Origin of the sequence: Pseudoxanthomonas fibrivorans, assembly GCF_041464125.1 — a bacterium.
GTDB lineage: Bacteria > Pseudomonadota > Gammaproteobacteria > Xanthomonadales > Xanthomonadaceae > Pseudoxanthomonas.
Window position 1 is genome coordinate 66065 of sequence record NZ_JBGNUG010000001.1, and the last position, 22560, is coordinate 88624.

The following is a 22560-nucleotide window of genomic DNA, read 5'->3' on the forward strand; positions in this document are numbered from 1 at the left end:
CCGGCGGGAGGTCGACATGTGGATGCCGGGTTGGATCCTTGCGCTGGCATTCCAGTCCATCACGCTGGCCGGGACCACCGGCGGGGATGTGCAGCGCCTGGTGATGATCGCAGGGGGCGGAGACAAGGTGGTGCCGGTCGCCGACGTCGACAGCCCGCCCTGGCCGCAGCAGACCGCGATCGAATGGCCGTCGGACGATCTCTACCGGCGTGGCCAGGGCGGCACCGTGATCTTGCGCCTGGTCATCGACAAGCACGGAATGCCGGCCCGGGTGGCGATCGAGCGCTCGTCGGGAGTCGACCTGCTGGACCTGACCGCATTGGCCGCGGCCGCGGCGGGCTGGCGTTACACACCCGCCACCGCCAAAGGGCGGGACGTGGCCTCTGAAGCGCTGCAACCGGTCACGTTCGAGATCCCGCCGCATTACGCGCTCGGCCGGACCACGGGACGCACCCGCGATGCCTGGTTCGAGCGGAGACGCTCGGGCCAGGCCGCGCGGCCGCCCGCCGACGCCCGCGGCTTCGTTCCGGACGTGGTCGACGACGATTGCCCGATCGGCGTGGAGACCATTGACCAGGCGGCGGCGATGCTGGAGCGCCACGGCTTCCGCACCCGCGATCCGTCTGCGGACGCGGCGGCGCTGCACGTGCTGCGTGACGAGGAGGGGTACAGCGAGTGGGTGCTCTCGCCCCCGCTTCCGGACGACACGCGGGTGCTGGTGCGTCGCAGGATGGTGGGTGACGCCGAACGCAGCTGGATGGTCCAGAGCATGCTGTGCGAGGGCCCCCCGCAGCGGTGCACCGCGGTCCGCGAGCGGATCGCGCGTGGCGGGGCACGTCGGCAGCGGATGGGCGGGCCGTATCCTGTGCCTCCTTCCGCCGGAGCCGTGCCATGAGGAACATGCCGGAGCAGGGCGCCCAGCTGCAGGACTGGCTCGCCTTCATCGAGCACCAGCATCCCAGCGCCATCGCGATGGGCCTTGGGCGCGTGCGCGAGGTGGCCGGGCGGCTGGGGCTGGAACGGCCCGCCGCGCAGGTCATCACCGTCGCCGGCACCAACGGCAAGGGTTCGACGGTGGCCTTCATCGAGGCCATCGCGCGTGCCGGCGGCTGGACGGTCGGCGCCTACACCTCGCCGCACCTGCTGCGTTACAACGAGCGCGTGCGCATCGGCGGGGAGGACGCGTCCGACGAAGCGCTCGGGGAGGCCTTCGCCGCAGTCGAGGCGGTGCGCGGAGGCACCCCGCTGACCTACTTCGAATACGGCACGCTGGCGGCGCTGTGGCTGTTCCAGCGCAGCCGCCTGGACCTGGCGGTGCTGGAAGTGGGGCTGGGCGGTCGGCTGGATGCGGTGAACCTGGTCGATGCGGACGTGGCCGTCATCACTACCGTCGACATCGACCACACCGACTGGCTCGGCAGCGATCGCGAATCGATCGGCCGCGAGAAGGCCGGCATCGCCCGGGCCTGGAAACCGCTGGTGCTGGGCGAGGTCGATCCGCCCTCCAGCGTGCTGCGCCATGCCTACGCGATCGGCGCCAATGCCATCCGCCTGGGCAGCGATTTCTTCCACGAGCCGGTGGACGCGTCGCACTGGCGCTGGCGCGAGGTCGGCGCCGAACTGCTGCTGCCGGCGCCGCAGCTTTCCGCGCCGGCCCAGCGGGGCAATGCCGCCACCGCGATCGCCGCCCTGCGCGCACTGCCGCAGCCGCCGTCCGACGCGGCGTTCGCGCCCGGGGTGGCCGCCGCGAGCCTGCCCGGTCGCCTGCAACGCTTCGAACGCGACGGCATCGAGGTGGTGGTCGACGTGGCCCACAATCCCCAGGCCGCGCGCGAGCTCGGCGCTTGGCTGGCCGCGCATCCGGCGGCGGGCGCGACGGCGGTGGTGTTCGCCGCGCTGGCCGACAAGGACGCCGCGACGATGGTGGCCGCGCTGGGCAGCGGCGTGGCCCGCTGGCACCTGGCCGGCCTGGAGGATGCCGCGCGGGGCCAGGGCGTGGACGCGTTCGCCGCGCGCCTGGCCGGGACCGTCGCCGACGCAGGCAGCCGCGACGCGGGCGTGGCCGACGCGCTGCGGCGTGCCGTGGCAGAGGCCGTCCCCGGAGACCGCGTGCTGGTGTTCGGGTCCTTCCATACCGCCGCCGCCGCGATCACGACGATGCGTTCAGGCCGTTGACGGTCCGGCTGCGCGATCGCGTCCTATAATTGCCGCCGTTCCCGCCGCGCCTGCGAGCCGAATGGATACCCAGCTGAAACAACGCCTGATCGGCGGCGCCGTGCTGGTCGCACTGGCGGTCATCTTCCTGCCCATGCTGGTCCAGGGACCGGCCCCCGACAGCGGCGTCGCCGACGTATCGACCCGCGTGCCCGACGCACCGGGCGGCGAGTACGAGACCCGCGAACTGTCCCTGGATCCGCAGGCCGCGGCACAGCCTGCCTTGCCGGCGCCCGCCGCGACAGGCCCCGCGACGGCACCTGTGACGGCGTCCGCGCCGGCTGCCGCCGCGCCGGCCGCCGCCGATCCGGCAGTGGCCGCCGGGCAGTGGGCGGTCACGTTCGGCGCGTATGCCAGCGAGCGTGATGCGCAGGCGGTGCTGACGCGCCTGCGCCAGGCCGGGTTGCCCGGTTTCAGCGAGCAGGCCACCGTCAACGGTCGACAGGCCTGGCGCGTGCGCGTCGGTCCGTACGCCGACCGCGCCCTGGCCGAGGCCGGGCGGCTGCAGGCGGTGAGGATCCGCAGCGACGTGAACGCGCAGGTCATCGCCCTCGATGCCGCGGGCGACGGTGCTGCGGCGCCCGCCGCGGCGGCACCGACCGCGGCCACGCCCGCTGCGGCGACGCCGGCCGCGTCCTCCAGCCAGGCCGCGCCGGCTCCGCCTGCCGCATCCGTGCGTACCGAAGCGCTGCCTCCGGAACCGGTGCCGGCGCGCCCGGCCACCCCGCCGCAACCGCGTCCGGCCGCCAGCGCGGCGGCCACCCAGCCTGCGCCCGCCACGCCCAAGCCGGCCGCGGCCGCGCCTTCGACCGCCGCTGCGACCTCCACGCCTGCCGCGCCGGCCGCCGCGAGCGTGGGCTTCGCGGTGCAGATGGGCGCCTTCGCCAGTGCCGCCGAGGCCGGCGCGCTGCGCGACCGGCTGCGTGCGGCCGGCTTCAGCGCGGTCGTCCAGCCGGTGCGCACCGACAAGGGCACGCTGAACCGGGTCCGGGTTGGCCCGGTATCCACGCGCGCCGAGGCCGAGCAGCTGAAGTCCCGCCTGGCCGGCGGATTCGGCGCGGGCATGGTGGTGCCGCACCCGTGAGGCACGCTGACGACGTGCCGAGGCGGTGCGCCGGATGGAAATGATCGACCTGGTGTTGCTGGCGGTGCTGGCGGCGTCGGCGCTGCTGGGTGCCGTGCGCGGGTTCGTCGGCGCGGTCGCCTCGCTGGTCGCCTGGTTCGGCGCGGGCTGGTTCGCGTTCCGCTACGGCGCCGAGATGGCGTTCCTGTTCAGCGGCGACGGCCAGCCCGGCGCCACCGAGCTGCTCGCCGCGTACGCCATCTCCTTCATCGCCGTGCTCGTGCTGGTCAGCCTGGTCGGATGGGTGATGCGCAAGCTGGTGCACTCGGTCGGCCTGTCGGGCGTGGATCGCGCGCTGGGCCTGCTGCTGGGCCTGGTCCGCGGCCTGCTGGTCGCCTGCATGCTGGTGCTGGTGATGGCGTTCAGCAGCCTGCCGCAGGACCCGGCGTGGACGCGTTCGCGGCTGGTGCCGGTGCTGGCCCCCGGGGCGCAGTGGCTGGCGCGCTGGCTGCCCGACTGGGCCGTTCAGGAGCTGGATTTTGGCAACGGCCGGCCGAGCGGGGATAATGCGCTCCTCGAAGGCGCCGGCGCCGTGGTCGAAAAGGTCACCGGGGCGCTGCCCGTTCCGGTCGACGAGCGCGCAAGCCCACCCGGCGCGGAGCCGCCACCCCCGTCAACCCCCGGTCAGTGAGACCGTAGCGGAGATTTCCGGATCATGTGCGGCATCGTCGGAATCGTCGGCAACCAGAACGTTGCCGGTCAGCTCTATGACGGGCTGACCGTCCTCCAGCACCGCGGCCAGGATGCCGCCGGCATCGCCACCGCCGACGGCACCCGGCTGCGCGTGCACAAGGACAACGGCCTGGTCCGCGACGTGTTCAACGCCAAGGCGATGAGCGTGCTGGAAGGACGCGTGGGCATCGCTCACTGCCGCTATCCGACCGCCGGCTCCGAAGGCATGGACGAGGCGCAGCCGTTCTACGTCAACTCGCCGTACGGCATCGCCCTGTCGCACAACGGCAACCTGATCAACACCGAGGCGCTGCGCGAGCAGGTGTTCGCCCAGGACCGCCGCAACATCAACACCGGTTCGGACAGCGAAGTGCTGCTGAACGTGTTCGCGCACGAGCTCGACACCCAGCGCACGCTCTCGCCGGAGGCGGCGATCCGCGCGGTGGCCGGCGTGCACCGGCGGGTCAAGGGCGGCTACGCGGTGGTCAGCGTGGTGCTGGGCCTGGGCCTGGTCGCGTTCCGCGATCCGCACGGCATCCGCCCGCTGGTGCTGGGCCGGCGCGAACACAACGAGGGGATCGAGTACATCGTCGCCTCCGAGTCGGCCGTGCTGGACATCCTCGGCTTCGAGCGCATGCGCGACGTGATGCCGGGCGAGGCGCTGGTCATCACCCCGCGCGGCGAGCTGTTCAGCGAGGTCGTCGCCGAGCCGGCCGAGCAGGCGCCGTGCATCTTCGAATACGTGTACTTCGCCCGCCCGGACTCGATGATCGACAACGTGTCGGTGCACAAGGCGCGCATGCGCATGGGCGTGAAGCTGGGCGAGAAGATCCTGCGCCTGCGCCCGGACCACGACATCGACACGATCATTCCGATCCCGGACACCTCGCGCGACGCGGCGCTGGAGATCTCCAACGTGCTCGGGGTGAAGTACCGCGAGGGCTTCATCAAGAACCGCTACGTCGGCCGCACCTTCATCATGCCGGGCCAGGGCGAGCGGGTGAAATCGGTGCGGCGCAAGCTCAACCCGATCCACCTGGAGTTCCGCAACCGCGTGGTGCTGCTGGTGGACGACTCGATCGTACGGGGCACCACCAGCCAGCAGATCGTGCAGATGGCCCGCGACGCCGGCGCGCGCAAGGTGTACCTGGCCAGCGCCGCGCCGCCGGTGCGCCACCCGAACATCTACGGCATCGACATGCCCTCGGCCGACGAGTTGATCGCGCATGGCCGCAGCATCGAGGAGATCGAGAAGCAGCTCGGCTGCGACTGGCTGATCTACCAGGACCTGGAGGACCTCGAGGCGGCGGTGCGCGAGGGCAACCCGGACCTGGGCCGCTTCGACTCCTCGTGCTTCGACGGCGACTACGTCACCGGCATCGATCCGGGCTATTTCGAGCGGATCCAGCAGATGCGCTCGGACGAGGCCAAGCGCAAGCGCCGCGCGTCCTGACCGGCGCGCTGCCTTCGCGGCTGCAGCGGTAGGGGCCCGGATGGATTCGCTGTTCGCCGCCGCACGTCAGTGCCTGGATACCGCCGATCCGGCGGAGAAGGCCGCGCTGGCACGGCGCCATGCCGCCGCGTTCGCCCGCGGCGAGCTGCACATTCCGGCCGACGCGCCGCCGCCGGGCCCGATCCGCATGCCGGGGCGTCCACCACGGCCGCGGCTGGTGCATCCGCGCGAGCTGCCGCGGCGTGGACTGGGCAGCGACGAGGGCCGGGCCGCCTTCCTGCATGCGATCGCCCACATCGAACTCAACGCGATCGACCTGGCCTGGGACGCGGTCTACCGGTTCCGCGGCCTGCCGGCGGACTTCTACCGCGACTGGGTGCAGGTGGCCGACGACGAGGCGCGCCATTTCGTGATGCTGCGCGAACGGCTGCGCGAGTTCGGCCGCGACTACGGCGACTTCGATGCGCACAACGGGCTGTGGGAAATGACCGAGAAGACCGCGCACGATGGCCTCGCGCGGATGGCGCTGGTGCCGCGCGTACTCGAGGCGCGTGGCCTGGACGTGACCCCGGGGATGATCGAGCGCCTGCGCACGCTCGGCGACATGCGCACGATCGGGATCCTGCAGGTGATCCTCGACGAGGAGGTGGCGCACGTGGCTGCCGGTTCGCGGTGGTATCGCTGGTACTGCGAGCGCGCCGGCGTCGAGCCGCGCGCGCGCTTCCGGGAACTGCTGCGCGAGTACGCCGGTGGCTACCTGCACGGCCCGTTCAACATCGAAGCCCGGCTGATGGCCGGGTTCGACGAGGAGGAACTGGTGGCGTTGCAGGCGGCCGAGGCGGAAGCGCGGGCCGGCGGCTGAGGCCGTCCGCGCGCGCAGGCTACAGCGGAAGCCCTTCTAGGCGGTACGAGCCCGGCTGCACCCGCAGCACCGATCCCTGTTCGTACCAGTCGCCCAGCACGATCCGCCGGCAATCACGCCCGCCGGCCTGGAGCGCGTGGATCGCCGGCCGGTGCGTGTGGCCGTGGATCAGCGTGGATACGCCGAAGCGGGCGAGCGTGGCGTCCACCGTGGACGCGGTCACGTCGGTGACGGTCTCGAAGGCACCGCGATCGCCCGCGATCATTTCGCGCTGGCGCGCCATGCTCGCCTGGCGTGCCTGCTCGGCGAAGGCCACGCGCGCGGCGAGCGGACGGGCGAGGAACGCCTGGCGCCAGGCCGGATCTCGGGTCTGCGTCCGGAATGCCTGGTAGGCGGTGTCCTCGGTGCAGAGCAGGTCGCCATGCATCAGCAGCACCGGTTCGCCGTACAGCGACACCACGGCCGGATCGGGAAGCAGGCGCATGCCGGCGCGCAGCGCGTACTGGTGCCCCACCAGGAAGTCGCGGTTGCCATGGATGAAATGGACAGGCACGCCCGCTTCGGCGACGCCACGAACCCCGGTGGCCACCTGCGCACCCGATTCGGACGGGTCGTCATCCCCGACCCAGGCTTCGAACAGGTCGCCGAGGAGATAGAGCGCGTCGGCCCGGCGGCCCTCGTCGTGCAGGAAGCGCAGGAACAGGTCGGTGACCCGGGGGCGCGACGGGTCCAGGTGCAGGTCGGAAACGAAAAGCGTGGTCATGCGCCGATTGTAGGGCCGATGGCCGGCCGGGGCCGTGTCTCCAGGGGGCAGACCGGCGGTCCGTGCCGGTGGAGTGGCCGGACCGGGGTAAAATCGCCGGATTCCATTGTCCCTGAGCCGTCCCGTCCCATGACCTGCCGCACCCGCTTCGCCCCGAGTCCCACCGGCTACCTGCACATCGGCGGCGCGCGCACCGCGCTGTATTGCTGGCTGGAGGCGCGCCACCGCGGCGGCGATTTCATCCTGCGCATCGAGGACACCGACCGCGAGCGCAGCACCCAGGCCGCGATCGACGCGATCCTGGAGGCGATGGACTGGCTGGGCCTGGACTACGACGAAGGCCCCGTTTACCAGACGCAACGCATCGACCGCTACCGCGAGGTCGCCGAGCAGCTGGTCGCCCAGGGCAAGGCCTATTACGCCTACGAGACCCGCGAGGAGCTCGATGCGATGCGCGAGGCGGCGATGGCCAGGCAGGAGAAGCCGCGTTACAACGGCGCCGCGCGCGAGGCTGGCCTGCCGCATCGCGACGATCCCAACCGCGTCATCCGCTTCAAGAACCCGCTCGACGGCGTGGTCGCCTTCGACGACCTGATCAAGGGCCGCATCGAGATCGCCAACAGCGAGCTCGACGACATGGTGATCTTCCGCCCGGACGGCTATCCGACCTACAACTTCGCGGTCGTCGTCGACGACTGGGACATGGGCATCACCGAGGTCATCCGCGGCGACGACCACATCAACAACACCCCGCGCCAGATCAACATCTACGAGGCGCTGGGCGCGCCGGTGCCGAAGTTCGCGCACATGCCGATGATCCTGGACGAGCAGGGCGCCAAGCTGTCCAAGCGCACGGGCGCGGCCGACGTCATGCAGTACAAGGACGCCGGCTACCTGCCGCACGCGCTGGTCAACTACCTGGCGCGGCTGGGCTGGTCGCATGGCGACCAGGAGATCTTCAGCCGTGCCGAACTGGTGGACCTGTTCGACGTGAGGAACGTCAACTCCAAGGCCGCGCGCCTGGACATGGCCAAGCTGGGCTGGGTCAACCAGCACTACCTGAAGACGGACGACCCGGCGACGATCGCGCCGCAGCTGGTGTACCAGCTGGAGAAGCTCGGCGTCGACGCCGCCGCCGGCCCGGCGCCGGTGGACGTGGTGGTCGCGCTGCGCGAGCGCGTGCAGACGCTGAAGGAGATGGCCGAGAAGGCGGTGGTCTGGTACGTGCCGCTCGAGGCCTACGACGAGGCCGCGGTGGCCAAGCACCTGAAGGCCGGCGCCGATGCGCCGCTGGCCAAGGCACGCGAACGGCTGGCCGCGCTGCCGCAGTGGACCGTGGAGGGCGTGTCGGCGGCGCTGCACGATGCCGCCGCCGCGCTGGAACTGGGCATGGGCAAGGTCGCCCAGCCGCTGCGCGTGGCGATCACCGGCAGCCAGGTCAGCCCCGACATCTCCTACACCGTATACCTTGCCGGCCGCGACGAGGCCTTGAAACGCATCGACGCGGCGCTTATCAAGGTAGCGAAGGCCTGAGTCCACGGAGCCCGCGATGTCCGCCACCCACACGTGCACCGATCCGCACCACCACGTGGACGGCGCCGATGCGTTCGTCCACGCGGTGGAGCGCGCGTGCAACGAACGCGGGCTGCGGCTGACCCCGATCCGGGCCAACGTGCTGCGCCTGATCGCCGATGCCGGCAAGCCGGTGAAGGCCTACGAACTGCTGGAGAAGGTCCGCGAGGGCAAGGGCGCCGGTGCCGACGCGCCGCCCACCGTCTACCGCGCGCTGGACTTCCTGATGGCCAACGGCTTCGTGCACAAGCTCGAATCGGTCAACGCCTTCGTCGCCTGCCACCATCCCAACAGCGCCCAGCACTCGGTGCCGTTCCTGATCTGCGACCGCTGCCACAGCGCGGTGGAACTGGAGGACAGCGAGGTGGTCACCCAGCTGGAATCGCGGGCCAAGGCGCTGGGCTTCCAGCCGCAGGCGCAGACCCTGGAAGTCCACGGGCTGTGCGCGCGCTGCGCCGCCCAGTAACGGCCGCAGGCGTCAGATCCCGAGGAAGCGGAACGGCTCGGCCGGCACGAACCGGTCGCTGGTGTCGCCGGCGAACACGTTGCGCTGGTCCGGGCCCAGGTCGAGCCTGCGTACGCCGCCGGCCGGGCTGAAATCGATCCTGTTCAGGTCGACCCAGAACGTGTTGGGGGTCAGTGCCGATTCGAAGAAGTAGAGCATGCGCGTGTGGTCGGCCACCGTCCGCCAGCGCGTGGACGAGATGTTGGGCTGGTCTGGCGTGGTGATGCCGTAGGGCACCGACGCATTGCGGATCACGCCGAACACGCTGGCCAGCGCCTCCACCGGATCCTCGCTCTTCGGGATGGCGTTGACGTAGAACGAGGCGCGCGCGAAGCGGTCGGAGGCGCGGTTGGTGCCGGGCAGCATCACGGTGCCGCCGATCTGCTTCCAGTACTCGTTGAGCGCCAGCTGCTGGTCGAAGGTCGGCGAATTGGTCATCACCTGGTACTGGCGGCCATGGTGGATCACCTGGCGGCCGTCGATGTACTCGATGATCGCGCTGTCGCCGGTGGCGTCGGACATCGACAGGTGCAGGGTGGCCAGGCGGTCCTCGCCGGGCGTCCTGTCGGTGACGACGATGAAGGGTTCCTTCTCCAGCGCCGCGACCGCTTCGGCCACCGTGGCGAAGTTGTCGAGCACGTACTGCGCCCACAGCGAGATCGCCAGCGCCGGCGTGTCCTCGCGCGGCTCGGGATATTGGGACTCGACCAGCCACAGCAGCTGGGTGGCCAGGCCCTTCTCGTTCATGCCGTCGGTGGTGGACACGTCGTATCCGGAGGCGATCACGCTGCCGTACTTCGAGGTCCACTCCACCGAGTGCGGGCCGCCCTGTCCGCTGCGCACGCTGCCGCGGGGCAGGATCCACAGGTTGGTGCCGACATCCACCTTCCAGTCCATGGAGCGCGCGGTGATGACGTCGCCGTTGGCGCCCAGGTAGACCGCCCGGGTGCAGGCGTCGGCGTGGACGCCAGCGAAGGAGGCGGCGACCAGGGCGGCGGTCGCCAGAACACGGACTGCCCGGATGCGCATGTCGTTCCCCGTGGTGACCGCGTCGCGGTCGGCAGGGCCAGTCTAGCCCCGCGAGGCGACCGCGCCGCGTACGATCAGGCCGTGGCCGGGCGGGAGGCCGGCCGCGACTCGCGCACGGGGACATGCGCCAGCGCGGCGACGAGCGCCAGGCCCATGTCGGCGTACCACATCCAGGCATAGCTGCCGGAGCGCTCCAGCGCGATGCCGCCCAGCCAGGCGCCGAAGAACCCGCCGACCTGGTGCGAGAGCAGGGTCAGGCCGAACAGCGTGCCCAGGTAGCGCGGCCCGAACAGCTTGCCGACCAGCCCGGCGGTAGGCGGTACGGTGGCCAGCCAGGTGAAGCCCAGGCCCGCGGCGAACAGGTAGAAGGTCAACGCGGTCTTCGGCGCGAGCAGGAACAGCGCGATCAGCAGCGCGCGGCTGGCGTACATCGCCGCCAGGATCCATTTCATGCGGATGCGCTCGCCGAGCTTGCCGGCCAGCAGGCTGCCGGCGATGTTGAACAGCCCGATCAGCGCGATCGAAACCGCCGACACGCTGGCCGGCAGGCCGCACAGCGCGACTTCGCCCGGCAGGTGCGTGACCAGGAACGCCACGTGCACGCCACAGGTGAAGAAGCCCAGGTGCAGCAGCCAGTAGCTGCGGTCGCGAAGCGCGACGCCGAGCTGGTGGCGCAGGCCGCGGTCCTCGATGCCTTCGTGCGCGAGCGGCGCCTCTCCCGGACGGCGTCGGAACAGCCGGGCCAGCGGCACGGTCAGCAGCGAGGTCGCGGCCATGCCCAGCATCGCCACGGTCCAGCCGGCCGCGCCGATCACCAGTTGCAGCAGCGGCGCGAACACGAACTGTCCGAGCGAGCCGCCGGCGTTGATGAAACCGGCGGCGAACGAACGGCGCTCCGCCGGCAGGCGTCCGGCGGTGGCGCCGATGAGGATCGAGAAGCTCCCGGCGCCGGCGCCGGCCGCGGTCATCACGCCGAGGGTGAGCATCAATCCGGTGCCGGTCGGAAGGAGCGGGACCAGCGCCAGGCCAGCGGCGAGCAGCAGGCCGCCGGCGACCAGCACCGGTTCGGGCCCGTGCCGGTCTGCGATGGCGCCGAATACCGGCTGCACCGCGCCCCAGACGAACTGGCCGATCGCCAGGGCCAGGCTGATCGTCGCGATGCCGACGCCGGTGTCCAGGTGGATCGGGGCGACGAACAAGCCGGTGGTCTGGCGCGCGCCCATGGTCAGCATCAGCATGGCCGCGGCCGCCACGACCAGGCCGGTGCTGCCCGCGGCGCGCGCGGCGCTCACGGCTGGCGCTCCGCGGACAGCGCCGCGTCGAGCGCGTCGAGGTCGGCGTGCAGCCGGTCGCGGATGGCCGCGCCGAGCAGGGCGTCGACGCGCTGCTGGGCACGTCGCCAGAGCGGACGTGCGGTCTCCAGGCAGGCGCGCCCGGCGGCCGTGACCGACAGCACGCGCTGCCTCGGATCGGCACCGCGCGCCTCGTCGAGCCATCCCGCCCGCAGCAGCGGCTGGACGTTGCGGGTCAGCGTGGTCCGGTCCATGCCCAGCCGCGCCGCCAGCTCGCCCAGGGTCCGGGGCGTGCGCGCGTGGCGGAGGATCGAGTACTGGTTCACCCCCAGTCCGGAGGGTGCGAGCGCCTGGTCATAGAGCTGGGTCACCTGCCGGGCGGCGCGGCGCAGCCGGAAACAGGTGCAGGGCGAGGCATCGGCGGCGGGCATGGTGCGGCTCCGGTGGCGTGGCGCCATCATACGTGCATATGCACATATATGGCGCGCATGCGGGAAGGGCAGCGCCTGCGCGCTGCCCTTCCTGTCAGCAGCCCTGCGCCGGGGTCAGAACCAGGCGCGGACCCCGAACGCCACCGCCCGTCCAGGCAGCGGCGCGTACTCGCGCAGCAGCGAGGTATGCGGCCGGACCTCCCTGTCGCCGAGGTTGTTGCCGTCGAGGAACACTTCCCAGCTGTTCCCGGAGCTGCGGTCCCAGCGATAGGCCAGGTGCGCGTCCACCAGCGTATAGCCCGGGCTCGGCTCTTCGTTCTGCGCGACCCGGTCCTGGCGCTGGTATCGCACCGCGCCCAGGGAGGCGCGCCAGCCGTCCAGTTCCCACGACAGGTCCGCGCCGAAGCGGCCGGGCGCGATCCGTGGCAGGTAGCCGCTGTTGGCCAGCTCGGTTTCGTAGTGGTGCGCGTGGTCGCCGTGCGGCACGTCGAACTCGACCGTGCGGCTGCCGCTGCCGTCGAGCCTGGCCCGCACCACGTCGCCGAACACGCGCAGGTCCCAGGCCCCGCCGGCGTTCTCCGCGAGGTGGACCACCGCCTCGGCTTCGGCGCCGGTGAACACCGCATCGGCCTGCATCCACAGCCTTACCGGCGTGCCGTGCTCCTCGATCCCGGTGTCGGCCAGGTAGATGAAGTCGTCGAAATCGCTGCGGTAGACCGCCACCTTGAAGTCGATGCGTTCGTTGTGCGCATGCAGCCCGATTTCGCCGCGCAACGCGCGCTCGGTGTCCATCGCGTTGTCGCCGATCTCGATCGAGCCGGTGGCCACGTGCAGGCCGGCCGCGTACAGCTCTTCCTGGGTGGGCGCGCGCTCGGAGCTGTCGATGCCGAAGCGCAGGTCGAACGCTTCGTCGATGCGCCAGATCGCCGCGGCCGACAGGTTGGTGGCGTCGAACGTGCGACGCGGCTGCCCGCCGGCCGGATCCAGCTCGACCCGGTCCTGGCGGCCGCCGAGCTCCAGCTTCACCGGGCCGAAGTTCCTTTCCTGCACGACGAACAGGCCGGTGCTGTCGGTGACGGTGGCCGGCACGAAGGCCTCGTCGCCGACGGCGCCGAAATCGACCCGGCCCAGTTGCAGTCCGAAGGCGCCGCGCCAGCCGCCGAGCTCCTGCTGCACCGCCTCGATGCGCGCGTCGTAGCCCTCGCTGGTGAAACGGGTGCCAACCTCGCGGCCCTCGAATTCCACGTGTTCGTAATCGTTGTAGGCCCCGTGCAGCTCCAGGCTCTGCAGGAAGGCCAGCGGATCGTAGATGCCGGCCTTCAGTTCCACCCGGTTCTGGACCAGGTCGATGCGCACGTCGCCGTGTTCCTCGCCTTCGTGGTCGTGATCCGCGTCGTCGTGGTCATGGTCGTCGTCGTGGTCATCGTCCGCGTGCACATGCGCGCCGGCGGGAATGCCGTAGTTGCTGCGGTAGGTGCTGGCGGCGAGGCCGAAGTAGCCGGCGTCGCCAAGCCAGGTGGCACCGACCGCGCCGGCGCGGGTCTCGACCGAGCTGTTGTCCAGCCGGCCAGCCGTCTGCGGTTCGTCCTCGTGGCCGTGGTCGTCGTGCGGGGCGTGGGCGACGCCGGGGATTTCGTAGTCGTCGGTGTTGCGCACCAGGCCGTCGACATGCAGGACCCAGTTCCCGTTCACGCCGTCGAGGCGGAACATGCCGGCACGCTCGTCGTTGACGGTGTTGCCGCGGACTTCGGCGCGGCCGCTGAGCGGTTCGTCGGGGAGGTCGCGGGCGATGCGGCCGTCGGCGACGTTGACCGCGCCACCGATCGCGCCGCTGCCGAACAGCAGGGTCGCGGGGCCCTTCAGTACTTCGATCTGGTCGGCCAGGAAAGGCTCGACGCTGGTGGCGTGGTCGGCGCTGACGGTGGAGGCGTCCATGGTGCCGATGCCGCCGGCCAGCACCTGGACGCGCGGGCCGTCGAGGCCGCGCAGGATCGGTCGGCCGACGCCGGGGCCGAAGTAGGTAGTCTGCACGCCGGGGAGCTTGGACACGGTTTCGCCCAGCGTGCCGGACTTGGCGCGGTCCAGGGCGTCGCCCTGGAGGACCTCGACGGGCCGCGCCAGCGATTCGGCATCGCCGGCCAGCGGCGAGGCGGTCACCTCGACCGACGGAAGGTCCGTGGGGTCGTGGGCGAAGGCGACAAGCGGCAGGGTCGCGCAGGCCACGGCGAGCGCGACGGCAAGCGGGCGATGGCGGGGGGCACGGGGCGGGCGGGGAATGAGCGGCATGGGCTTCCAGTAGGGGGAGGGTGACAGTGCGGCGGGAATGTTATAATGTATCCAAACCGGACGACACCCCCCAAACGTCATGGCTGGCCGATGACCCACCCCCCGCACCGCCCGCATTCCCTGTTCGACCGTTTCGGCGCTACCGGCTCGCTGCTGTGTGCGCTGCACTGCGCGCTCACGCCGCTGCTGCTCGCGGCGCTGCCCTCGCTGGGACTGTCGCTCTGGTTCAACGGCAGCCTGGAAGGCGTGCTGGTCGCGTTCGTGACCCTGCTCGGCGTCTTCAGCCTCGGCTGGAGCTATCGCCGGCACCGTGCGCTGCGTGCGCTCGGCCTGCTGGTGCCGGGCCTGGCCGCGCTGTGGGCGGGCCTGCTCTACGCGCCATTGCACGAATCGGTGGTCCCGCACGCGGTGGTGATGACCTTCGGCGGCACCCTGGTCGGGTTCGCCCACCTGCTCAACCTGAGGCTCAACCACGGGCACGTGCACGACGCCAGCTGCGCACACTGAGGCCCCATGCTAGGCTTGCCGGCCTGTCGCGCATCGCGCGCTAGCTATTTCATGCAGATCAAGGAGTCGAGAGATGGGCAAGGGTGATCGCAAGACCGCCAAGGGCAAGCGCTACAACGCCAGCTACGGCAACGCGCGCCGCCATGGCGGGACCCGCGCCGCCGCCGGCGCCGCCGCGCCCGCGGCGAAGAAGACCGTCGCCAAGCCGGCGGTGAAGAAGGCCGTGGCCAAGAAGACCGTCGCCAAGGCCTGAGCCCCGGCAAGCGGTTGCGAAGAAACGCGGCGCCTGGCGCCGCGTTTTCTTTTATGCGTGTCAGCCGGTGAGGCGGCGACCGCCGATCCAGCTGCCGGCCAGCAGGTCGCCGCCGAGCCAGTAGGCCAGCTCCGCCGGCTGCGCCACCTCCCACATCGCGAAATCCGCGCGCAGGCCGGGCAGCAGCCGTCCGCGGTCGGACAGACCGAGCGCGCGCGCGCCGTTGACAGTGGCCCCGCGCAACGCCTCTTCCGGAGTCAGCCGGAAATGCGTGCACGCCAGCGACATCGCCAGGCGCAGCGACTGCAGCGGCGACGTGCCCGGGTTGCAGTCGGTGGCGACCGCCATCGGCACGCCCTGCGCGCGGAACTCCTCCAGCGGCGGCAAGCGGGTCTCGCGCAACACGTGGAATGCGCCGGGCAGCAGTACCGCGACCGTGCCGGCGCGCGCCATCGCGCGCACGCCGTCGGCCGTGGTGTGCTCGACATGGTCGGCCGACAGGCCGCCGAACTCCGCCACCAGCGCCGCGCCGCCGCCGTCGCTGAGCTGGTCCGCGTGCAGCTTGACCGGCAGGCCGAGCGCGCGCGCGGCTTCGAACACCCGGCGGGTCTGCGCGGCATCGAAGCCGATCCGTTCGCAGAAGGCATCGACCGCGTCGACCAGCCCGTCGCCGTGCAGGCGCGGGAGCCACCCGCAGACGGCATCGATATAGGCGTCGGCGCGGCCGGCGAACTCCGGCGGCAAGGCATGCGCACCCAGGAAGGTCGTGCGTACCTGGATGCCGAGCTCGCGCCCGATCCGTCGCGCGACCCGCAACATCGCGCGCTCCCCTTCCAGGTCCAGGCCGTAGCCCGACTTGATCTCGACCGTGGTCACCCCGTCGGCCAGCAGCGCGCGTGCGCGCGGCAGCGATTGCGCGAACAGCGCCTCCTCGCCGGCGGCGCGGGTGGCGCGCACGGTCGAGACGATGCCGCCGCCGGCGCGGGCGATGGCCTCGTAGCTGGCGCCCTGCAGGCGCTGTTCGAACTCGCCGGCGCGGTCGCCGCCGAACACCAGGTGGGTGTGGCAGTCGACCAGGCCGGGCGTGATCCAGCGGCCGGCGGCATTGACCACCTCGTCCGACAGTTCCGCAGGCGCGGCCGGCAGGCCACCGGTCGGGCCGACATAGGCAAGCAGGCCGTTGCGCCAGCCGAGCGCCGCGTCCTCGATCGTGCCGTAGCCGCTGTCGCCGGCCAGGGTGGCCAGGCGCGCGTTGACGAGCAATCCGTCCCAGCGATGGTCGGGCGTGGTGTCCATCGCCGGATTGTAAGCGGCGCGGCACCGCGCCATGCCATCGCCCGCGGTTCGCGCGAGAATGCGCGCATGGACGAACTGCGCGACTGCTCCCTGCTGTGGACCCCGGAAGGCTGGCGGGGCGATGCCGGACTGGAGACCGGGGCCGGCCGCATCACGCGGCTGCGGCCGGCCGAGCCGAGCTGGGACGGCGGCTGGGTGGTGCCCGGCATCCCGAACCTGCATTCGCACGCGTTCCAGCGCGCGATGGCCGGGCTGGCCGAGCGCCAGACCCACCCCCGGGATTCGTTCTGGACCTGGCGCGAGACGATGTACCGGGTCGCCGCGCGCTTCGATCCCGAACGCCTGCATGCGGTAGCCACGCAGCTGTACGTGGAGATGCTGGAGGCCGGCTACACCACGGTCTGCGAGTTCCACTACCTGCACCATGCGCCGGACGGCACGCCCTATGCCGATCCGGCGGCGATGTCGAAGGCGCTGGTCGCCGCCGCCCGCGACGCCGGCATCCGATTGACCCTGCTGCCGGTGCTGTACATGACCGGCGGCTTCGACCGCCGCGCGTTGTCCGAGCGCCAGCGGCGCTTCGGCCATGACCTCGATGGCTTCCTGCGCCTGTTCGAAACCCTGCGGGGAATGGAGGACGACACCCTGCGCGTGGGCGTGGCCTTCCACAGCCTGCGCGCGGTGCCGCCCGAGGCGATGGCCTCGGCGCTGGACGCGCTGCCGCCCGGCATCCCGCTGCACCTCCACATCGCCGAACAGATCGGCGAGGTCCAGGATTGCTTGGCCGTGCGCGACGCGCGACCGGTGGAATGGCTGCTCGACCATGTTCCGGTCGGCCCGGACTGGACGCTGGTCCATGCCACGCACCTGAGCGCCGGGGAGGTCGCGGGCATCGCCGCCAGCGGTGCCACCGTCGCGATCTGCCCGACCACCGAAGCCAACCTCGGCGATGGCCTGTTTCCGCTGCGCGACTACCTCGATGCCGGCGGCGCCTGGGGCATCGGCTCGGATTCCCACGCATCGGTGTCGCCGGTCGAAGAGCTGCGCTGGCTGGAGTACGGCCAGCGCCTGCACACGCGCCATCGCAACATCGCGGTGGGCACCAGCAGCAGCGTCGGCGAAACCCTGCTGCACGGCGCCCTGGCCAGCGGTGCACGGTCGACCGGGCAGCCGGTCGGACAGCTGTCGCCGGGCATGGCCGCCGACTGGGTCGGTCTTGATGCGGAGGCGCCGGCGTTCGCGGGGGCACGGCCGGAGGACGTGGTCGACCGCTGGCTGTTCGCCGGCAACCGCCCCCTGGTGCGCGAAGTGCGGGTGGCGGGGCAGGCGGTGGTGTCGGCGGGCCGGCACCGCGACCGCGACGCCATCGCCGATCGCTACCGCCGTGCGGTGGCCGCCCTGCTGGCCCACTGAGCGTCCATCCGCGCCTGCGGTCGTCCGTCGCCGCGGCCGGGACATTCGTCGCACGCCCGCATCCGTCCGCCGGGAACGGCGAGCATGGCCGCATCCCGACTCAGGAGGTGCGGAATGGAACTTCGACTGGCTTCGATGGTGGCTCTCGCCGCCGCCACCCTTGCGCTGCCGGCGACCGCCGCGGCGATGACCGATGCCGCACTCGCCGGCCTGGTGCGCCAGCGCCTGGACGGTGACCGTACCGGCGCCTGCATGGCGGTGGCGGTGGTCGAGAAGGCGCGCGTGGCGCGCACCTTCCAGTGCGCCGACCCGGCCGATGCGGCGCGGATCGGCCCGGATGCCGCGTTCGAGATCGGTTCGGTCAGCAAGACCATGACCGCCGCGTTGCTGGCGCAGCTGGTCGCACAGGCCAAGGGTTCGCTGGACGACACCCTCGCGTCCTGGCTGCCGGAAGGCACGCCGGTGCCCGAGTGGCAGGGCCGGCCGATCCTGCTGCGCCACGTGGTGACCCATACCTCCGGGCTGCCCGCACTGCCGTCGCGACTGGGCGCACGCAGCATGGACGACCCGTACGCGAACCTGGACGAAGCCGCGCTGCTGGCTTCGCTCGGCGACGCGACACTCGCCGCCGCCCCGGGCACGCGCTTCGAGTACTCCAACTTCGCCTCGATGCTGCTTTCGTATGCGGTCGCCCGGCGTGCCGGTACCGATTTCGAGACGCTGGCCCGGCGCGAACTGTTCGCGCCCCTGGGAATGGACACCGCCTACGTCAACCAGCGGCCGTCCGGCGCACGCGCCGCCACCGGGCACACGCCCAACACCCGGCCCACGCCGGCCTGGCGCTTCGCGACCAACCTCGCCGGCGTCGGCGGCGTGCGCGCGACGCTGGACGACATGGTCCGCTACGTGCAGGGCGGGCTCGGCTGGATCGACGCGCCGATCGGTACGGCGCTGCAGGCCACGCATGCCGAGCTCTCCGCGCAGCCGCCGATGGGCATGAACTGGATGCGCGTGCCGGTGAACGGGCGCACGGTGCTGATGCACGAAGGCGGCACCGGCGGCTTCTCGGCGTTCGTGTCGCTGGACCCGCAGCGCCAGCGCGGGGTGGTGATCCTGTCGGACACCACCTGGAACTCGATCGGCAGCCTCGGCAGCCTGGGCCTGCACCTGGTCGATGCGTCGCTGCCGCTGGGCAAGCCGCGCCGTGCGGTGTCCGCCGACCCGGCGCTGCTCCAGGCGCTGGCCGGCGATTACCAGCTGCAGGGGGCGATGAAGATGAGCCTCCGCCCGCGCGACGGCCGGCTGTTCATCCAGGCCGAAGGCCAGGGCGAATACGAGATGGGCCACGACGACGCCGGCGACTTCTTCCCGCTGGCACTGGACGCGGTGCTGCATCCGCAGCGCAAGGCCGACGGCAGCTACGGCTTCACCTGGACGCAGCTGGGCGCGGTGTTCCCGGCGGTCCGCATCGACCGCGATGCACCGCCGGCGCCGCGGCTGTCGCCTGCGGACCTGGCCGCCTACGCGGGCGACTACCCGCTGATGCCGGGGTTCTCGCTGGCCGTGCGCGAACAGGACGGCGTGCTCCAGGCCCAGGCGACCGGGCAGGGCGCGTTCCCGCTCGCGGCGACGGCGGCCGACACCTTCGAGGCGCCGGCCTACGGCATCGAAATCCGCTTCCAGCGCGATGGCGCCGGCAAGGTGCAGTCGCTGGAGCTGCACCAGGGCGGCCGCGTGATGCGCGGCACGCGGCAGTAGTCGTCCCGGACCAGGCATTGAAGGATGCGCGCATGGACACGATCATGATCCTGCTGTCGCCGGTGGCGGCGCTGCTGGCCCTGCTGCTCGCCTGCGGCGGGCGCGGGCGATGGAACGACTGAGGAGGAGGCGATGACGGTGCGTTCCGGCTATCCGCTGCACCAGGTGTTGCCGCCGGAGGTGCTGGTCGGCGGCAACGCGGTGTGGAGCCGCTATCGCCAGTACCCGGTGTTCAGCGCGCGCTGGCTGGCGGGGCGCAGCCTGCTGTTCTGCGGCGTGCTTGCCATCGTGGGCGCGCTTACCGGGACCGGCATGTACATGATGCTGCAGGATCCGCTCATCGCATTGAAGGTCGGCGCGACCCAGTTCGCCGCCTTCAGCCTGATGGCCACCATGGGCCCCGCGTTCGCCACCGCCGTCAGGCATCGCCGCTGGCCCGAGTCCACGGAACGCAAGGCGGTGGTGCTGGCGGTGCTTGCGGGAATGGTGCTCAGCTACTTCATCGACCGCGTGGCCTCGGAGTACAGCACCGAACTGGTGAAGCCCGGCCTGGTCGCGATGGGAATGGCGCCGACGAAGGTCCCGGAGGTGGGGCCTGCGCTGAAGGCGGTCGGCCTCACGGTCAACGTCGCGGCGCTGGTCGTGATCTACGGCCTGTTCGGCGGCGGCCTCGCGTTGCGCGCCTACTTCAGCGAACGCCGGCGCTGGGACGCCCACCGCCAGGCCGAGGTGGTGAATGAACTCGAAGGCCGCGTGCACGAGGCCGACCTGCGCCTCGGGGTGCTGCAGGCGCAGGTGGAGCCGCATTTCCTATTCAACACGCTGGCTTCGGTGCGCGCGCTGGTCCGCCAGGATCCCGTCCAGGCCGAGGCCACGCTCGACGCGCTGGTCGGCTTCCTGCGCGCGACCATTCCCAAGCTGCGCGACGACCGCGGGCTGCATTCCACCCTCGGCCAGCAGCTGGACATCTGTGCCAGCTACCTGGCGCTGATGCAGGTGCGCACGGGTGGACGCCTGACCTATGCGGTGAGCGCGGACGATGCGCTGCGCGGGCTCGCGTTTCCGCCGGCGCTGCTGATCACGCTGGTGGAGAACGCGATCAAGCACGGGATCGAGCCGCGGCCGGGGCCGGCGCGGATCGAGGTGCTGGCCGATCGCCAAGGTGGTCGGCTGCGCGTCCGCGTGGTCGACGACGGCGCGGGACTGAAGCCCGGCCTGGGCGGCGGGATGGGCCTGGCCAACGTGCGCGAGCAACTGGCGCATCGTTTCGGCGCGCAGGCCCGGCTGCGCCTGCTGCCCGGGGCCGTGGGCGGGGTGGTCGCCGAGATCGAAGTCCCCTGTCCGCAGGCGGAGCTGGACGCATGACGTCCCGGATGGAAGCGGTCACCGCGCTGGTCGCCGAGGACGAAGCGCCGCAGCGGCGCGCGCTGCACGAACAGCTGCAGCAGGCGTGGCCCGGACTCGAGATCGTCGCCGTCTGCGAGGACGGCATCTCGGCGATGGAGGCGGTGCAGGCGCTGCGCCCGCGGGTGGCGTTCCTCGACATCCGCATGCCGGGCGTGAGCGGGCTGGACGTGGCCCGTGCCGTGGTGGAGCAGGGCGGGCTGGTGGTGTTCACCACCGCCTACGACGACTACGCGGTGCGCGCCTTCGAGGCCGGCGCCGCCGACTACCTGCTCAAGCCGGTCCTGCCGGCACGGCTGGAACAGGCCGTGGCCCGCCTGCGCGAGCGACTGGCCGAACGCCAGGCTGGCGGCACGGGCCAGGACCTGCAGGCGCTGATCGACGGACTGGAATCGCGCCTGCGCCCCCGCGGCGAACGCCTGATCCGCTGGATCACCGCCAGCGCCGGCGAGAGCGTGCGCATGTTCGGCATCGACGAGGTGCTGTTCTTCCAGGCGCAGGAGAAGTACGTGCGGGTGGTGACGGAGCACGCCGAGGGGGTGATCCGCACGCCGCTCAAGGAACTGCTCGCCGGGCTGGATCCGGAGGCGTTCTGGCAGGTGCACCGCGGCACGGTGGTGCGGGTGCAGGCGATCGATCGCGTCTCCCGGAACGAACTGGGCCGCCACAGCCTGAGCCTGAAGGGCCATGCGGAGCGGCTGCCGGTCAGCGGTGCATTCCTGCACCGCTTCCGCGGGATGTGAGCGCGGGCAGGCCGGCGCGCAGGCGCCGGCCGCGCGATCAGAACAGCAGCGACGCCATCTTCCGGCGGTACTGGCCGACCACGTCTTCGTCCTCGACGATGCGGAACGCATCGATCAGCGCCTTCTTCGGCAGGCCGTCCTGGTAGCCGCGGTCGCGGCGCAGCATTTCGATCAGCTGCTCCAGCCCGGTGGCCGGATCGCCGCCGACCAGGTGGTGCACGGCCAGCAGGTGGCGTGCCGTCAGGTCGCCGTCGTCGGCCGCGATCGCCTGCTCGAGCACCTGGACCGGCGGTGCGTCCTTGAGCAGCGCGGCGAAGCCCAGCCGCGCGCGGGCGCGCACGGCGCGATCGTCGGTGGACAGGTTGGCCGGAAGCGCGTCGAGCAGCTGCTCGGCCTCCTGCGCCGCGCCGGTCTTCAGCAGGGCCAGGGCGAGGTCGAGCCTGAGCTCGGCCTTGTCCGGCTCGGCCTCCACCGCATGGCGCAGGCGCACCACTTCGGCATGCGGGTCCAGCGGGGCCGGTTCGGCGGGTGCTTCCGCCGCGCCGGCCAGCGGCTCGATCCCGTGCTGCTGCAGGAACTGGCGCAGCTGCCCTTCCGGCAGCGCGCCCTGGAAGGCGTCGACCGGCTGGCCGCCGACCAGCAGGAACACGGTCGGCACCGAGCGGATCTGGAACGCCGCGGCGATCTGCTGCTCCTGGTCGACGTCGACCTTGGCCAGGGTGAAGGCGCCGCCGTACTCGCCGGCCAGCTTCTCCAGGATCGGGGTCAGCGACTTGCACGGCCCGCACCAGGTCGCCCAGAAATCGACCAGCACCGGCGTCTGCATCGACTTCTGCAGGACCTCGGTCTCGAAGGTGTCGGTGGTGGTGTCGACGACGTGGGGCAGGTCGGCCATGGGGATTCCGGTGGGAGTGGGATGGCGCCGAGATGGTGCCGGGGCGGGAAGCTTACAAGCGCACGTCAGGTGAACTTGACATCCCGGGC

21 protein-coding genes are annotated in these 22560 nt (G+C 71.7%); 14 read left to right on the top strand and 7 right to left on the bottom strand.

The genetic code is table 11. The features are described 5' to 3' along the window. Nucleotides 1–16: 16 nt before the first annotated feature. The 6 genes from ACA089_RS00380 (at nt 17) to ACA089_RS00405 (ending at nt 6324) form a co-directional block, all read left to right on the top strand. Nucleotides 17–895 (top strand): TonB family protein, encoded by an 879-nt coding sequence (locus ACA089_RS00380; protein ID WP_372012344.1) that lies wholly within the window; start codon nt 17–19, stop codon nt 893–895. Next, on the top strand, nt 892–2175 hold the full coding sequence (gene folC, locus ACA089_RS00385) for a bifunctional tetrahydrofolate synthase/dihydrofolate synthase (RefSeq protein WP_372012346.1): 1284 nt from the start codon (nt 892–894) through the stop codon (nt 2173–2175). Before ACA089_RS00380 ends, folC begins: the two co-directional genes overlap by 4 nt. Before the next feature lie 61 nt (nt 2176–2236). Further along, nucleotides 2237–3298 carry an SPOR domain-containing protein gene (locus tag ACA089_RS00390; protein ID WP_372012348.1) on the top strand — a complete coding sequence of 354 codons (1062 nt, stop codon included), beginning with the start codon at nt 2237–2239 and terminating at the stop codon, nt 3296–3298. A 34-nt stretch (nt 3299–3332) separates the two neighbouring features. Continuing rightward, nucleotides 3333–3968 carry a CvpA family protein gene (locus ACA089_RS00395; RefSeq protein ID WP_372012349.1) on the top strand — a complete coding sequence of 212 codons (636 nt, stop codon included), beginning with the start codon at nt 3333–3335 and terminating at the stop codon, nt 3966–3968. Nucleotides 3969–3992: 24 nt separating this feature from the next. After that, the gene (purF, locus tag ACA089_RS00400) at nt 3993–5462 is read left to right on the top strand and encodes an amidophosphoribosyltransferase (RefSeq protein WP_372012350.1); all 1470 of its coding nucleotides are present in this window, start codon (nt 3993–3995) and stop codon (nt 5460–5462) included. Between the two features lie 40 nt (nt 5463–5502). Continuing rightward, nucleotides 5503–6324 carry a ferritin-like domain-containing protein gene (locus tag ACA089_RS00405; protein ID WP_372012351.1) on the top strand — a complete coding sequence of 274 codons (822 nt, stop codon included), beginning with the start codon at nt 5503–5505 and terminating at the stop codon, nt 6322–6324. A gap of 19 nt (nt 6325–6343) precedes the next feature. On the opposite strand, the gene lpxH is transcribed toward ACA089_RS00405, so the two are convergent. After that, on the bottom strand, nt 6344–7087 hold the full coding sequence (lpxH, locus tag ACA089_RS00410; protein ID WP_372012352.1) for a UDP-2,3-diacylglucosamine diphosphatase: 744 nt from the start codon (nt 7085–7087) through the stop codon (nt 6344–6346). A gap of 129 nt (nt 7088–7216) precedes the next feature. Between lpxH and gltX the strand changes: the two genes are divergently transcribed. Together gltX and ACA089_RS00420 are read left to right on the top strand one after the other, a co-directional pair. Then, nucleotides 7217–8620: a glutamate--tRNA ligase gene (gltX, locus tag ACA089_RS00415; protein ID WP_372012353.1), complete on the top strand. Its 1404-nt coding sequence runs from the start codon at nt 7217–7219 to the stop codon at nt 8618–8620. A 16-nt stretch (nt 8621–8636) separates the two neighbouring features. Then, nucleotides 8637–9125 (top strand): transcriptional repressor, encoded by a 489-nt coding sequence (locus ACA089_RS00420; protein ID WP_372012354.1) that lies wholly within the window; start codon nt 8637–8639, stop codon nt 9123–9125. 12 nt (nt 9126–9137) lie between these two features. Here the strand turns inward: ACA089_RS00420 and ACA089_RS00425 are convergent, their stop codons facing one another. From ACA089_RS00425 to ACA089_RS00440, 4 genes are all read right to left on the bottom strand, one after another. Next, a complete protein-coding gene (locus ACA089_RS00425) occupies nt 9138–10193 on the bottom strand; it encodes a linear amide C-N hydrolase (protein WP_372012356.1) in 1056 nt (351 codons plus the stop codon). Between the two features lie 74 nt (nt 10194–10267). Then, nucleotides 10268–11431, bottom strand: coding sequence for an MFS transporter (locus ACA089_RS00430; RefSeq protein WP_372017570.1), 1164 nt, complete (start codon nt 11429–11431; stop codon nt 10268–10270). A gap of 50 nt (nt 11432–11481) precedes the next feature. Then, a complete protein-coding gene (locus tag ACA089_RS00435; protein WP_372012357.1) occupies nt 11482–11916 on the bottom strand; it encodes a MarR family winged helix-turn-helix transcriptional regulator in 435 nt (144 codons plus the stop codon). Nucleotides 11917–12030: 114 nt separating this feature from the next. Further along, complete coding sequence (locus ACA089_RS00440; RefSeq protein WP_372012359.1) at nt 12031–14202, bottom strand: TonB-dependent receptor; 2172 nt, start codon at nt 14200–14202, stop codon at nt 12031–12033. 90 nt (nt 14203–14292) lie between these two features. Here ACA089_RS00440 and ACA089_RS00445 point away from each other — a divergent pair, with 90 nt between their 5' ends. After that, nucleotides 14293–14709: a MerC domain-containing protein gene (locus ACA089_RS00445; RefSeq protein ID WP_372012361.1), complete on the top strand. Its 417-nt coding sequence runs from the start codon at nt 14293–14295 to the stop codon at nt 14707–14709. 73 nt (nt 14710–14782) lie between these two features. Beyond that, a complete protein-coding gene (locus tag ACA089_RS00450) occupies nt 14783–14962 on the top strand; it encodes a 30S ribosomal protein THX (RefSeq protein ID WP_372012362.1) in 180 nt (59 codons plus the stop codon). A gap of 60 nt (nt 14963–15022) precedes the next feature. Here ACA089_RS00450 and hutI read toward each other — a convergent pair whose 3' ends face one another. Beyond that, nucleotides 15023–16258 (bottom strand): imidazolonepropionase, encoded by a 1236-nt coding sequence (gene hutI / locus ACA089_RS00455; RefSeq protein ID WP_372012364.1) that lies wholly within the window; start codon nt 16256–16258, stop codon nt 15023–15025. Nucleotides 16259–16324: 66 nt separating this feature from the next. On the opposite strand from hutI, the gene ACA089_RS00460 reads away from it, so the two are divergent. The 4 genes from ACA089_RS00460 to ACA089_RS00475 all read left to right on the top strand — a co-directional run bounded on the left by ACA089_RS00460 (nt 16325) and on the right by ACA089_RS00475 (nt 21576). Beyond that, complete coding sequence (locus ACA089_RS00460) at nt 16325–17671, top strand: formimidoylglutamate deiminase (protein ID WP_372012366.1); 1347 nt, start codon at nt 16325–16327, stop codon at nt 17669–17671. Between the two features lie 114 nt (nt 17672–17785). Next, nucleotides 17786–19429 carry a serine hydrolase gene (locus tag ACA089_RS00465; protein ID WP_372012368.1) on the top strand — a complete coding sequence of 548 codons (1644 nt, stop codon included), beginning with the start codon at nt 17786–17788 and terminating at the stop codon, nt 19427–19429. A 132-nt stretch (nt 19430–19561) separates the two neighbouring features. Continuing rightward, nucleotides 19562–20794 carry a sensor histidine kinase gene (locus ACA089_RS00470; protein WP_372012369.1) on the top strand — a complete coding sequence of 411 codons (1233 nt, stop codon included), beginning with the start codon at nt 19562–19564 and terminating at the stop codon, nt 20792–20794. After that, nucleotides 20791–21576, top strand: coding sequence for a LytR/AlgR family response regulator transcription factor (locus ACA089_RS00475; RefSeq protein ID WP_372012371.1), 786 nt, complete (start codon nt 20791–20793; stop codon nt 21574–21576). The genes ACA089_RS00470 and ACA089_RS00475 overlap by 4 nt, the downstream gene beginning before the upstream one ends. Before the next feature lie 37 nt (nt 21577–21613). Here ACA089_RS00475 and trxA read toward each other — a convergent pair whose 3' ends face one another. Continuing rightward, nucleotides 21614–22471 carry a thioredoxin gene (trxA, locus tag ACA089_RS00480; protein WP_372012373.1) on the bottom strand — a complete coding sequence of 286 codons (858 nt, stop codon included), beginning with the start codon at nt 22469–22471 and terminating at the stop codon, nt 21614–21616. Nucleotides 22472–22560 lie beyond the last annotated feature (89 nt).

Coding starts and splice junctions, on each gene's coding strand:
- ACA089_RS00380 (WP_372012344.1), top strand. CDS start 17: ATGTGGATGCCGGGTTGGATCCTTGCGCTGGCATTCCAGTCCATCACG.
- folC (WP_372012346.1), top strand. CDS start 892: ATGAGGAACATGCCGGAGCAGGGCGCCCAGCTGCAGGACTGGCTCGCC.
- ACA089_RS00390 (WP_372012348.1), top strand. CDS start 2,237: ATGGATACCCAGCTGAAACAACGCCTGATCGGCGGCGCCGTGCTGGTC.
- ACA089_RS00395 (WP_372012349.1), top strand. CDS start 3,333: ATGGAAATGATCGACCTGGTGTTGCTGGCGGTGCTGGCGGCGTCGGCG.
- purF (WP_372012350.1), top strand. CDS start 3,993: ATGTGCGGCATCGTCGGAATCGTCGGCAACCAGAACGTTGCCGGTCAG.
- ACA089_RS00405 (WP_372012351.1), top strand. CDS start 5,503: ATGGATTCGCTGTTCGCCGCCGCACGTCAGTGCCTGGATACCGCCGAT.
- lpxH (WP_372012352.1), bottom strand. CDS start 7,087: ATGACCACGCTTTTCGTTTCCGACCTGCACCTGGACCCGTCGCGCCCC.
- gltX (WP_372012353.1), top strand. CDS start 7,217: ATGACCTGCCGCACCCGCTTCGCCCCGAGTCCCACCGGCTACCTGCAC.
- ACA089_RS00420 (WP_372012354.1), top strand. CDS start 8,637: ATGTCCGCCACCCACACGTGCACCGATCCGCACCACCACGTGGACGGC.
- ACA089_RS00425 (WP_372012356.1), bottom strand. CDS start 10,193: ATGCGCATCCGGGCAGTCCGTGTTCTGGCGACCGCCGCCCTGGTCGCC.
- ACA089_RS00430 (WP_372017570.1), bottom strand. CDS start 11,431: ATGCTGATGCTGACCATGGGCGCGCGCCAGACCACCGGCTTGTTCGTC.
- ACA089_RS00435 (WP_372012357.1), bottom strand. CDS start 11,916: ATGCCCGCCGCCGATGCCTCGCCCTGCACCTGTTTCCGGCTGCGCCGC.
- ACA089_RS00440 (WP_372012359.1), bottom strand. CDS start 14,202: ATGCCGCTCATTCCCCGCCCGCCCCGTGCCCCCCGCCATCGCCCGCTT.
- ACA089_RS00445 (WP_372012361.1), top strand. CDS start 14,293: ATGACCCACCCCCCGCACCGCCCGCATTCCCTGTTCGACCGTTTCGGC.
- ACA089_RS00450 (WP_372012362.1), top strand. CDS start 14,783: ATGGGCAAGGGTGATCGCAAGACCGCCAAGGGCAAGCGCTACAACGCC.
- hutI (WP_372012364.1), bottom strand. CDS start 16,258: ATGGACACCACGCCCGACCATCGCTGGGACGGATTGCTCGTCAACGCG.
- ACA089_RS00460 (WP_372012366.1), top strand. CDS start 16,325: ATGGACGAACTGCGCGACTGCTCCCTGCTGTGGACCCCGGAAGGCTGG.
- ACA089_RS00465 (WP_372012368.1), top strand. CDS start 17,786: ATGGAACTTCGACTGGCTTCGATGGTGGCTCTCGCCGCCGCCACCCTT.
- ACA089_RS00470 (WP_372012369.1), top strand. CDS start 19,562: ATGACGGTGCGTTCCGGCTATCCGCTGCACCAGGTGTTGCCGCCGGAG.
- ACA089_RS00475 (WP_372012371.1), top strand. CDS start 20,791: ATGACGTCCCGGATGGAAGCGGTCACCGCGCTGGTCGCCGAGGACGAA.
- trxA (WP_372012373.1), bottom strand. CDS start 22,471: ATGGCCGACCTGCCCCACGTCGTCGACACCACCACCGACACCTTCGAG.